Genomic DNA, 11220 nt, shown 5'->3' on the forward strand with positions numbered 1-11220 from the left:
CGCGAAGCCCGTCCGGTGACAGCGGTCGGTTGCCCTGGCTGCTGGGGAACAACCACGCCGACCCGCGTGCTGCGGCGTCGTCGGCGGCCCCGAGCGCGAGACCTGCGAGAGGTTCACGTACCCGGACCGGCGTGCCGAACAAGGGCAGGCTCACCCGGCCGTCGTCGTCGATCGTCAACGCCGTGTGGGCGAGCATCGCGATGTGAGAGAGGCGCCAGTCGAACAACAAGGCGAGTACGGCGGCCAGCCGGGTGGCGCTAGGCCGTGTTTCATTGCGGAGCCTGGCGGTTGGCCCTGATCAGGGTCGTGGGCGTGTCGGTGATCGATACGCAGTGAGGCCTCCGGTAGATGGCCGCACGGACCGAGCAGCAGGAGGACCCGCTCGACCCGACATGGCTCGCCTTCACCGTCTACGGCGACCCGTTCGCCACCGCTGCCTGAAAGGCTCCACCATGGACGTGATCGACTACAGCGTGCCCGTCGAAGAGTTTGGTCGCGGCGGTCAAGGACGCGGTCAAGCAGGCCGGTATCTCGACCACCGACGCGGGACGGGACCTACGGATCAGCTCGGTCCAGCTGACCCTGAACGTGGTCGTCACCACCAAGCTCGGCGGCGGCCTCGACTCCGGGCCCCGGTGATCGGCTGGAAGGTGAAGGTCGGTGGCAGCCGATCCCGGCAGCGGAACCACACGATCGACCTCACGCTCGTTCCAGAGGCTCTGCAAAACCGGTAGGAGCGGCGCAAAAACGCCGTCGAGGAGGCCCTTGTCGAGGCGATCACCACAGTCCGGGCCGCGGTCGCCGCCGGCGCCGGAGGCGACGACCCCCTCGTCCTGGAGACCGCGACGGTCGAACTCGTCTTCGGGGTCACCGACCAGGGCACGATCTCGGTCGGCGCGGAGGGCGAGCTGACCGAGGAGGTAACCAACGCCCTCCGGCTGGAACTCGTAGGTCGGTCGCGCCCCGACCTGTGAGGCAGCAATGGATGGTCACCGTGACCACCACGACGTACATGATCCCGCCGGGCGCTCCGCGAGCTCAGGCAGTCGGGGCATCTCACCGCTGGACGTCGGTCGGCCGACCACACACGATTGCCGTGACCTTGCGACCGAATTACTCAAGTCGGTCGAGCTGAGCTCCCCCCCGCTTTCGCGGAGTGGTGGTTACCTGGCGCCGGTTGGCTCAGGCTGAACGATAGCTGTCGGCGGGTGGGTGCTCTGCCGGGTGTGCCAGGTGGTTTCGTACTCGTCGGGGCTGAGGTAGCCAAGTTCTTTCTGGATGCGGCGGGAGTTGTACCAGCCGTCGATGTAGGCGAAGATCGCGTTCTCGGCTTCGTCGCGGGTGCGCCACGAGTTCCGGTAGACGAGTTCGATCTTCAGGGTGGACCAGAAGTTCTCCATCAGCGCGTTGTCGTACGAGTCGCCGACGGAGCCCATCGAGGGCAGGATTCCGTTGTCTGACAAGCGTTCGGCGAACTTGATCGAGGTGTAGTTCGACCAGCGGTCGCTGTGGTGGATCAACTCCTGGTCACGTACGTCGCGGGACCAGATGCCGTACTCCAGCGCGCCGAGGATGAGTTCGGTGTTGCAGCGCTCGCCGGCTTTCCAGCCGACGATCCGGTTGGAGAACGCGTCCCGCACGGCGGCGACCCAGAACACGCCCTGACCGGTGGGGATGCGGGTGGCGTCAGCGACCCACAGCCGGTTCGGCGCTGCCGCGGTGAACTGCCGGTTCACCAGGTCCGGCGCCGGCGTGGCGCGAGGGTCCTGGCGGGTGGAGCCGCCGCGCCAGCCCCGGCGCAGGAACGCGCCCTGCCAACCCTGGCCGGCCATCAATCGCTCCACGCGCTTACGGCCGACGCGGATGCCGTCGCGGCGTAGCTGCTGGTGGACCCGGTCAGCGCCGTAGGTGCGGCCCGAGGCCTCCCAGACCTCGTGGATGTTGCTCAGCAAGCCTCGGTCGACCAGGTCCCGGTCGCACGGTTGTGCGGCCTGGTGCAGCCAGCCGTAGTAGGTCGAGGTGGTGATGTTCAGGACCCGTAGCAGGAGCGCGACCGCGAACTGGTCACGGTGTTCGTCGATGAACCTTATGACCGTCGCCGGGTCGGGTCGAGCTCCGCTGCGAAATACGCGCTCGCCGCCTTCAGGATCTCGTTCGCCCGCCGCAGCTCCGCGACTTCCTTGCGCAGCCTTCGGTTCTCCTCGGCCATCTCGGTCGTCGGCCGGTCCTCGCGCTCACCGCGGTCGGCCTGGTCCTGCCGGATCCAGTTCCGCAACGCCTCCGGATGCACGCCCAGCTGCTCCGCCAGCCGCTTGATCACCGGCTTCGGATCCGACTCCCGATACAGCCGAACGGCACGTTGCCGCAGCTCATCGGGGTACTTCTTGGGTGCTGCCACAAAGACTCCTCCCCATGGCCCATCAGACCATGATCAGAAGACTCCGTGAAACCGGGGGGACCTCACCCCATGTCAAATGGTTACTGACACTCCGTGTCATTTCCACTGACGTTCCATGTCAGAAGCGGGGACATCGCGGTGTCAGTCAACACAGCTGGAGCGGGAACAGCCGCTCTCCGCGGTCTCGACACCATCCTCATTCATTACGCACAAGAACTGTCATTATGATGTGTGTACGTTACGTCCTGTTTTGGGCGATGAATTATCGGATTACTGTTACTGACAATCTAATAATCGGTCTCGGGCCGTCCACGCCCGACGGACACCGCGCGGCGGGTGCGTCCTGTGGGTCGGTCAGATGGTGATGACGACCTTCGACCGTGCGTGCTCGCCTTCGAGGTACCTGATGGCATCGGCCGTCTCGGGCAGCGGATAGCTGCGGTCGATGACCGGGATGAGGCGACCGGCCTTCGGCGTGGGCGCGCAGTGCCTCCAGGTGCGGGCGGCTGGGTGTCGACACCGACTGGAAGCAGGCGGTCCGCCTGCGGACCCTCTCGGCACGGCAGATGCTGATCCGCCACCCGTGGGCGCCGCTGGCCATCGAGTCGCGCAACATGGCCACGATGGCCCTGCTGGACTACCTCGACTCGATGGTCGGGACGTTGCGGGCCGGCGGGTTCTCGGCCGATCTGGCCCACCACGTCATGCACGCGATGGGCAGCCGGATCCTGGGCTTCAGCCAGGAACTGTTCGACGCCTCCCGCCGCGCCGGCCAGACCGGGGTGGCCGAGGCCGACGCGGCGACTGCTCTCCCGCCGGAGATCGCGGCCCGGTTCCCGCACCTCGCGGAGATCTCCGCGGCGGCGTCGCACGACGACGCGTCGACCGTCGGGCAGGGCTGCGACGACCAGTTCGAGTTCGAGTTCGCACTGGACCTGCTGCTGGACGGCATCGAACGACTGCGACAGCGGGGCTGGACCTCGGCCCACCGCACCCGGTGACACCACAGGCGGTTTGACCCTCGACCGGGTCGAGGCCCGAGCATCGACGGCATGAACGACCAGTCGACACCCGACCCGACCATGACGCGCATCGTCGAGGCGGTCCAGCTCGGCCCGAGCGGCGATCCGACACGGGCACGGGACCTGCTCACCGCCCTCTGGGACGAGATCGGCCCGACCGGCGACGCGCTGCACCGCTGCACCCTCGCCCACCACCTCGCCGACCTTCAGGACACCGCCGCCGCCGAACTGGTGTGGGACGAACGCGCGCTCGCCGCCGTCGCCGACCTCACCGACGACCGCGCCCAGCGGTACGACCGCACGCTTCAGGTGCGGGGCTTCCTGCCGTCGCTGCACCTGAACCTCGCCGACGTGCACCGGCGACTCGGCGACACCACCCGGGCCCGGGCGCACCTGGGCACCGCCCGTGACCTGGTCGCGTCCCTGCCGGCCGACCAGTACGGCGACCTGATCCGCTCGGGCATCCAGCACGTCGACCAGGCGCTGGCGACGGGTTCGACCGAGCGTCTCGGGTCGCATCCCGGCTGACGATTCCGGTTGCACCCCCGCCGGGCGCCTGCGAGGGTCGACGGATGCCAGCGGTGACCGGCACCGACGTGCGTGCGGCGGCCGACGAGATGACGCGCGTGCTGCGCCCGCACCACGAGCGCGACTGGTCGGTGCCGGCCGGCACGCTGACGTGGAGTTGCTGGACCACCGCGGCCCACGTCGCGCACGACCTGCTCGCGTACGCCGGCCAGGTCACCGCGAGCCCGGACGGCGGGTACCTCCCGTACGACCTGCGGGTCTCCTCCACCGCGACCCCGGCGCAGGTGCTCACCGTGGTGCGCGCCTGCGCCGGAATGCTCGCCACCGCCGTCGACGCGGCCGCACCGGACGCGCGGGCCTGGCACTTCGGGCCCTGCGACCCGGCGGGCTTCGTCGCCATGGGGGTGCCCGAGACGCTGTTGCACACGCACGACATCACAGTCGGCCTCGGCGTGCCGTGGCAGCCGCCTCCGGAGCTGAGCACGCTGGTGTTGCGGCGACTCTTCCCGGACGCCCCGACCGGCGCCGCGCCCGACGTGCTGCTGTGGATGACCGGTCGCGGTGAGCTGCCGGGCCGCGCGCGCCGCACCTCCTGGAGGTGGCGCGCCGCCGTGGACTAGGGCGCGTCGAGCGAGTGCCGGTGGCCGTCCAGCGGAAACGGCGGTCGGGGTGGCAGCACCTCGCGGAACGCGTAGCCGCTCTTCTGCGCCACCCGGCAGGACGCCACGTTGTCCACCTGGTGCAGCAGGTCGAGTCGGGTCAGGCCGGGAAACCGGTCGAACGCCCACCCGCTCAGCGCGACGACCGCCCGGGGGGCGATTGCACGACCGCGGGCCCAGGCCGCTGTCCAGTACCCCACCTCGGCCGTCGGGCCGTCCGGCGTGGGGTACTTGAGCACCACGTTCGCCACGATCCGTGGGCCGTCCGGGTCGTCCTCGAGGACGGCGAAGGTGTACCGGCGGCCGTCGTCCCAGTCCCGTCGCGCCCGGTCCAGCCACCGCCGCCCCTCGGCGGCGTTGCTCACGGGCAGGCGGGTCCACCGCCGCAACACCGGATCCCGGTACGCGTCCACGACGGCGTTCAGGTCGTCGGCGCACCAGGGCCGCAGGGTGAGTTCCCGCGCCGGGGGAACGGCCGGCGCCCGTAGCTCGATCAGCATCCGCACAGTCTGCCGCCGCGAGCCCCGATCCGGGTGCCCTGCCCGTCGCGGCTCAGCCCCGGCGACGCCAGCGCAGCCACCAGCGCCGGCGCGTCCGGCGCGGCGACGCGACGGCGGTCACCGGCTCGACGGCGGGCGTGGTGACCTCGGGCCGGGCGCGCTCGGCGCGCCAGCGGTGGACCACCTCGTCGGCGTTCACCGGCCGGACGACCACGCGGGGGCCCTCGGGGTTGCGCAGCCACGCCACGATCTGGGCGTTGAGCTGGCCCACGAAATCCCGTACGGACTGTTCGGTGGGCAGGTCGCGGACCTCGTCGGGGACCTGCTCGATACGCCGGCGCAGTTGCAGCGGGGTGGGCAGCAACAGGTCGCTGGGCAGCTTCTCGCGCTCCAGGAAGCTCTTGATCCACCACGACTCGTCGTACGCCGTTCCGCGCCCGGGGATCGGTTTGCCCATGCCGGGCAGGTTGTCGAACTCGCCGCGTTGCACGGCTCCCCGGATCTGCGCCTCGACGGCCGCGTCCCACGCCTCGGTCACCCTGCGCCACCTCCCCTGGCCACCGTATCGCGCCGCCGCCGGCCGGCGACACGCGCTTGCGACGGATCAGCGCGCCCGCGCCCGTGGCCATTCCCGCCGCACACCCGCGGGTGTGGTGTGCGCCCCGGTGACCCGGATCCGAGGCCACGGCCTGGCAGGTGGCCCGGGACAACCCGCCGCCGCGGGCTTACGGTCGTTCCGGACGGCGGTGGAACGGGGGGGGAATCGTCATGGTCGGTTCGGGTGCACTGCTGGGCATCGCGTTGGTGGCGTTGGGGCTGGTGCTCACACCGGGCCCGAACATGGTCTACCTGGTCTCCCGCTCGGTCGCGCAGGGCCGCCGGGCAGGGCTGATCTCGCTGCTCGGGGTGGCCGCCGGGTTCGGCGTCTACCTCACCACGGCGGTCGCCGGCCTGGCCGCCGTGTTCGTCCTGGTGCCGACGCTGTACGCGGTGGTGAAGCTGGCCGGGGCCGGTTACCTGCTGTGGCTGGCCTGGCGCACGGTACGCCCGGGCGGCCGGTCACCCTTCACGCCCGAGCCGCTGCCGCCGGACCGGCCGCGGCGGCTGTTCACCATGGGCCTGGTCACCAACCTGCTCAACCCGAAGATCGCCATCCTGTACGTGTCGCTGCTGCCGCAGTTCGTCGACCCGGCGCGCGGGCACGTGGCGGCGCAGAGCCTGCTGCTGGGCCTGACCCAGATCACCGTCGCGCTGAGCCTCAACGCGCTGATCGTGCTCAGCGCCGGCACCCTGGCCGGGTTCTTCGCCCGCCGGCCGGTGTGGCTGCGGGTGCAGCGGTGGGTCACCGGGACGGCCCTCGCGGCTCTGGCCGTGCGCATCGCCGCCGATCGCTCCCGCGCCGCGGTCGCCACCCCCTGACCCGGCGGTCACCGCCCCCGGTGGCGGCGCAGCATCCCGGCGGCCAGCGGCGCGGCGTCCAGGTCACCGGCGGCGAGCCGGGCGGCGAGGGTACGGCGCACCATCCGGTCGGCCAGCGCCGGCGCGTGCCGGGCCACGGCCATCTCCAGGCGTCCACGCCTGGTGGTCGCCACGTCCCGGGGCGCCCGGCGGGCGGTGGCGGCCCGCAGGATCGCCGCGACGACGCCGTCGACGGGCTCCGGGCGGGACACCCCGCGCAGGGACAGGCCAGCCTCGGCGGTGCTGTCGTGGATCGGTGACGCCACCATGCTCGGGTAGACGACGCTCACCCCGACGTGGGTGCCCACCTCGTGGCGCAGCGCGTCGGCGTACGCGACCAGGGCCCGCTTGCTGACTCCGTACGCGGCGGCGAGGGGTAGCGGCAGCACCGCCATCCGGCTGGCCACGAAGATCACCCGACCGCGTGCGGTGAGCAGCGGAGGCAGCGCGGCGGCGGTGGTCCGCCACGCGGCGAGCAGATTGACCTCCAACTGCTGACGTACCACCTCGTCGGGCGGTAGCTCGGCCGGGGCGGGGCCACCGACCCCGGCGTTGTTGACGAGCAGGTCCAGCCCGCCGAGCCGTTCGACCGCGTCGTGCACCGCCGCCGGTACGGCGGCCGGGTCGGTGAGGTCGCAGCCGAGCACGGGGAACTCGTCGTCGGTGTTCAGGCGCAGGTCGAGCCCGACCACTTGGGCGCCGGCGGCACGCAGCGCGGCGCCGAGGTGCCGGCCGAACGTGCCGCTCGCCCCGGTGACCAGCACCCGCCGGCCGGTCAGGCCGGTCACTGCTTCGCCCCGGCCGGGGTCACGGCGCGGGCGCGGCGGGCGCCGGACGCCAGTTCCCGGGTCAGCTCGGCCAGGTAGGCGTCGAAGTCCACCCGCATCGCCGGTCGGCGCTGACCCCAGCGGGCCGTCGCCGCGCGCAGCTCCGCCCGGCAGGCGGCGCGCTGCCGGTCCGGCTCGGGCAGCGCGTACCGGCCGGCGAGCTGCGCGGCGATCAGCTTGGCCTGCGCCTCCACCAGGGGGAACGCGGAGCCGGTGGACTGCATCAGCCCGACGAACGTCAGGCCGGGCGCGTCGGGGTGGAACACGTGCCGGTACAGCGGCAGGGTGTCGGCGCCGCCGCCGAGCAGTTCCGGTTCGAGAAACGGGATCTCCACCCGGTAGCCGGTGCACCAGATGATCAGGTCGACGGTGTCGCTGCGGCCGTCGGTGAACTCGACCCGGTCGCCGTCGAGGGCGGCGACGCCGGGCCGCGCCTCCACGTCGCCGTGGGTGAGCCGGGACAGCAGCCCGTCGGAGAGCGTCGGATGGTCCTGCAGGAAGCCGTGGGTGGGCGCCGGCAGGCCGTACCGGGTGGGACTGCCCACGGTGGCGGTGAGCATCGTCTGTGTGATCCGCTGGCGCAGCCGCCACGGCAGCCGGCGGGCCAGTGCCCCGTTGAGGGTGTCCGATGGGCGGCCCAGCAGGTACTTCGGCACCACCCAGACGCCCCGGCGCAGCGACAGCAGGGTCCGCTCGGCGGCGTACGAGGCGTCCACGGCGATGTCCATCGCCGAGTTGCCGCCCCCGACGACGAGGACCCGTTTGCCGGCCAACTGCTCGGGGCCGCGGTAGTCGTGGCTGTGCAGCTGCTCGGCGGTGCACGTGCCGGCGTACGGGGGCTCGGGCAGCCTGGGTACCCGGTTGTGGCCGTTGGCGACGACGACGGCGTCGACGGTGACCTCGACCGGCCCGTCGGGTCCGTCCGCGCGCACCGTCCACCGGCCGGCGGGATCGCGGGTGACCCGCTCGACGGTGTGCCGCAGGCGGATGCTGTCGCGCAGGCCGAAGCGGTCGGCGTAGTCGGCCAGGTAGCCGGCGACGCGGCGGTGGTCGGGGTAGTCGGGCCAGTCGGCGGGCATCGGGTGGTCGGCGAACTCGGTGCGGCCACGGCTGGTGTTCAGGTGCAGGGTGCGGTACGCGGGCGAGTCGGGTGCCCCGTACACCCACAGTCCGCCGACCTGGTCGGTGGACTCGAAACACACTGTCGGCACGGCCGCGTCGCGAAGCGCCTTGACGGCGGCGAGTCCCGCCGCGCCGGCGCCGATCACCGCCACCCTGGGTGGTGCCTGCATCGCTGCCCCCCACTTAATCCAACGTCCGATGGATAATCGTCGGACGGGGGCGGCCCGTCAAGGGGTCGGCGGCCCGTACAGCCCGTCCAGGAGCCGGTGCACGAACGCCCGGAACTCGCGCCGCTCCCGGGCGCCCGGCGCACCGGCGGCAAGTGCCACCACGTGCCCGTGCGTCGCCCACACCAGGCTGCGCACGGTGACGTGCGGGGTCGGCTCCGCCAGCGCGCCGGCCGACGCCGCGGCGGTGAGCAGCTCCGCCACCAACCGGTACAGGGGCTCGGCGTACCTCTCGTCCAGCTCGGCGTGCCGCTGCGGCTCCAACCAGCGGCGCAGCCACAGCGCGGTGGTCTCCGGCCGGTCCTCCAGGAAGTCGACGAACACGTCGACCAGATCGTGCAGCGCCCGCCGCGCCGCGTCCGGGCCGGCCCGCAGCGCCGAGCGGGCCTGCTCGGCTGCCTCGGTCAGCACCTGTTGTTCGGCGGTGAAGACGCGCGCGAAGCAGGCGTCGTAGAGCGCGGCCTTCGTACCCGTGTGGTGGGCGACAGTTGCCACGTCGACCCCGGCGGCGGCGGCGACCTCCCGCAGCCCGACGGCGTCGAAGCCGCGCTCGGCGAACAGCGCGGTGGCCGCGTTGAGCACCACCTCGCGCGTCGGTCGGGTCTCGTCGCGCCGGGGCCGACCCGGTCGACGGCGGGGCATGGTCATAGCCGCCATTGTGCCCCTAGAATCCAGCAACCGTTGGATTGCGGAGAGGATGCGGCGATGACCGGGCTCGACCGGCGGCCCGCGGCCGCCACCGACACGGCACTGCCCCGTGGCCCCCTGGCGGGCTTCGCGGCCGGCTCGCTCGGCATGGGCGTCTGGGTGACAGTGCCCGGCCTGCTGCTGCTCTACTTCCTCACCGACGTGCTGGCCGTCGGGCCGTGGCTGGCCGGCCTCGCGCTGCTGCTGCCGAAGATCGCGGACGTGGTGCTGCATCCGTGGGTCGGGCATCGCGCCGACGTCGAGCAGGCCCGCCGGGGTGACCGGCGGCGGCTGCTGCTGCTCGGCTGCGCGTTGCCGCTCGCGTTCGCCGCGCTGTTCGCGGTGCCCGGACGTCTGACCGGCGCCTCGGCCGCCGCGTGGGTGGCGGTCATCTTCGTGGCCGGCAACCTGCTGTTCGCCGCCTACCAGGTCCCCTATCTGTCGACCCCGGCCGACCTGCGGATCGGCTACCACGAACGCACCCGGCTGATGGCGTTCCGGATGGTCGTGCTGACCCTGGGCATCCTGCTCTCCGGGCTGCTGGCCCCGCTGCTCACCGGCGGCGACGCCGCGACCCGCGCCGGCTACCAGCGGATGGGTCTGGTCCTCGCGGTCGGGATGCTGGTGGCCATGCTTGTCGGTGTCGCCGGCATCGCCCGGCTGCGCGGCTCGGCGGCCGACCCGACCCCGGCGGGGCACGGCGGGTGGCGGGCGCTGCGCACGGCGCTGCGCGACAGGCAGTTCCGCTGGCTCGTCGCCGCCTACCTGGCCATGTCCACCACCACGCACCTGGTGCTGGCCGGGGTGCCCTACTACGCCGAGTACGAGCTGCGCGCGCCCGGACTGACCACGGTGCTGGTGGCCGCGTTCGTCGCTCCGGCGCTGCTGGTCACCCCCGGTTGGCTGGTGCTGGCCCGTCGGGTCGGCAAGCAGCGGGCGCTGCTCGGCGCGCAGGGCGCGTTCGCGGTGGGCTCGCTGGTGCTGGCGGTGGGCCGCCCAGCCGGACTGGTGGTGCTCATCGGGGCGGTGGCGGTGCTCGGGGTGGCGTTCGCCGGCATGCAGCTGCTGCCGTTCTCGATGCTGCCCGACGTGATCCGCGCCGCCACCGCCGCCACCGCCGACACCGGGACCGGCGCGGGCACCTACACGGGGGTGTGGACGGCCACCGAGGCCACCGGCGCGGCACTCGGGCCCTACGCGTACGCCCTGTGCCTGACCGTGGGCGGTTTCGTGGCGTCGACGGCCGGTGAGTCTCCGGTACAGCCCGACGCGGCGCTCGCGGCGGTCCGCTACGGCTTCGGGCTGCTGCCGGCGGTGACGATGCTCGCCGCGGTGCTGCTGCAACGCCGCTACACCCTGGACGCGACGGCCCGGGCGACGAGCTGATCGGCCGGCACTAGACTTCGCCCTCGATGGACGCGCAGCTCACCCCCGCCGAGACCCGTCCGTGTGCCCACTGTGGACGTCCGGTGCCGCAGCGTGTCGGCGCGGGTCGACCGTTTCGCTACTGCCGGGACAACGACGGCGCCTGCCAGCGCGCGTCGCGCAACAGCCGCATGCGTCACCGCAACGCCCCCGGCCTGCCCGGGCAGGTGGCCCGCACCTGGGAGGCGGTGGACCGGCTCGATCAGATCGTCGAGACGCTGACCGAGGCGCTGCACGCCGAGCTGTCCCCGGTGGGGGTGCAGCGCCAGCTCGCCCAGGCCCACGCCGAGGCCGCCACCGAGATCGCGGCGGCGCAGACCGAACGGGACGAGGCCCGCGACGACGCCGAGACCGCGGCCGCCGACGC

Annotated in this window: 12 protein-coding genes and 3 pseudogenes; 7 read left to right on the forward strand and 8 right to left on the reverse strand. The window is 72.5% G+C overall.

Features of this window, described 5'->3' with window-relative positions; translation table 11 throughout:
* The first annotated feature begins 489 nt into the window (after positions 1–489).
* A complete protein-coding gene (locus tag FHG89_RS33040) occupies positions 490–639 on the forward strand; it encodes a trypco2 family protein (protein ID WP_167517474.1) in 150 nt (49 codons plus the stop codon).
* A 524-nt stretch (positions 640–1163) separates the two neighbouring features.
* Here the strand turns inward: FHG89_RS33040 and FHG89_RS19850 are convergent.
* From FHG89_RS19850 to FHG89_RS33875, 3 genes and pseudogenes are all read right to left on the reverse strand, one after another.
* Entirely contained in the window at positions 1164–2090 is a 927-nt protein-coding gene (locus tag FHG89_RS19850; RefSeq protein ID WP_139585891.1) for an IS3 family transposase, read from the reverse strand.
* The gene (locus FHG89_RS19855; RefSeq protein WP_139585892.1) at positions 2087–2398 is read right to left on the reverse strand and encodes a transposase; all 312 of its coding nucleotides are present in this window, start codon (positions 2396–2398) and stop codon (positions 2087–2089) included. Before FHG89_RS19855 ends, FHG89_RS19850 begins: the two co-directional genes overlap by 4 nt.
* Before the next feature lie 354 nt (positions 2399–2752).
* Positions 2753–2948, reverse strand: a pseudogene (locus FHG89_RS33875) (zinc-binding dehydrogenase); the annotation flags it as partial.
* Between FHG89_RS33875 and FHG89_RS19865 the strand changes: the two are divergent.
* From FHG89_RS19865 to FHG89_RS19875, 3 genes and pseudogenes are all read left to right on the forward strand, one after another.
* A pseudogene (locus FHG89_RS19865) lies at positions 2920–3399 on the forward strand (TetR/AcrR family transcriptional regulator C-terminal domain-containing protein); the annotation flags it as partial. The pseudogenes FHG89_RS33875 and FHG89_RS19865 sit on opposite strands and share 29 nt — an antisense overlap.
* 51 nt (positions 3400–3450) lie before the next feature.
* Entirely contained in the window at positions 3451–3948 is a 498-nt protein-coding gene (locus FHG89_RS19870) for a hypothetical protein (protein WP_139585893.1), read from the forward strand.
* A gap of 44 nt (positions 3949–3992) precedes the next feature.
* Entirely contained in the window at positions 3993–4568 is a 576-nt protein-coding gene (locus tag FHG89_RS19875; RefSeq protein ID WP_208761027.1) for a maleylpyruvate isomerase N-terminal domain-containing protein, read from the forward strand.
* On the opposite strand, the gene FHG89_RS19880 is transcribed toward FHG89_RS19875, so the two are convergent.
* Positions 4565–5107, reverse strand: coding sequence for a GNAT family N-acetyltransferase (locus FHG89_RS19880; protein WP_139585894.1), 543 nt, complete (start codon positions 5105–5107; stop codon positions 4565–4567). The two genes, FHG89_RS19875 and FHG89_RS19880, sit on opposite strands and share 4 nt — an antisense overlap.
* Before the next feature lie 52 nt (positions 5108–5159).
* Positions 5160–5645 carry a DnaJ family domain-containing protein gene (locus FHG89_RS19885; RefSeq protein ID WP_139585895.1) on the reverse strand — a complete coding sequence of 162 codons (486 nt, stop codon included), beginning with the start codon at positions 5643–5645 and terminating at the stop codon, positions 5160–5162.
* 230 nt (positions 5646–5875) lie between these two features.
* Here FHG89_RS19885 and FHG89_RS19890 point away from each other — a divergent pair, with 230 nt between their 5' ends.
* Positions 5876–6526 (forward strand): LysE family translocator, encoded by a 651-nt coding sequence (locus FHG89_RS19890; RefSeq protein ID WP_139585896.1) that lies wholly within the window; start codon positions 5876–5878, stop codon positions 6524–6526.
* A gap of 8 nt (positions 6527–6534) precedes the next feature.
* Here the strand turns inward: FHG89_RS19890 and FHG89_RS19895 are convergent, their stop codons facing one another.
* Genes FHG89_RS19895 through FHG89_RS19905 form a run of 3 tightly spaced genes read right to left on the reverse strand, consistent with a single transcriptional unit; the run spans position 6535 to position 9389 of the window.
* Positions 6535–7353, reverse strand: coding sequence for an SDR family NAD(P)-dependent oxidoreductase (locus tag FHG89_RS19895; protein WP_139585897.1), 819 nt, complete (start codon positions 7351–7353; stop codon positions 6535–6537).
* On the reverse strand, positions 7350–8684 hold the full coding sequence (locus FHG89_RS19900) for a flavin-containing monooxygenase (protein WP_139585898.1): 1335 nt from the start codon (positions 8682–8684) through the stop codon (positions 7350–7352). Before FHG89_RS19900 ends, FHG89_RS19895 begins: the two co-directional genes overlap by 4 nt.
* Positions 8685–8741: 57 nt before the next feature.
* Positions 8742–9389: a TetR/AcrR family transcriptional regulator gene (locus FHG89_RS19905; protein WP_244295640.1), complete on the reverse strand. Its 648-nt coding sequence runs from the start codon at positions 9387–9389 to the stop codon at positions 8742–8744.
* 57 nt (positions 9390–9446) lie between these two features.
* Here FHG89_RS19905 and FHG89_RS19910 point away from each other — a divergent pair, with 57 nt between their 5' ends.
* Positions 9447–10814 carry an MFS transporter gene (locus FHG89_RS19910; RefSeq protein WP_139585899.1) on the forward strand — a complete coding sequence of 456 codons (1368 nt, stop codon included), beginning with the start codon at positions 9447–9449 and terminating at the stop codon, positions 10812–10814.
* A 26-nt stretch (positions 10815–10840) separates the two neighbouring features.
* Positions 10841–11220 (forward strand): annotated as a pseudogene (locus FHG89_RS19915) (hypothetical protein); the annotation flags it as partial.

It is taken from the genome of Micromonospora orduensis (assembly GCF_006228125.1).
Lineage (GTDB): Bacteria > Actinomycetota > Actinomycetes > Mycobacteriales > Micromonosporaceae > Micromonospora > Micromonospora orduensis.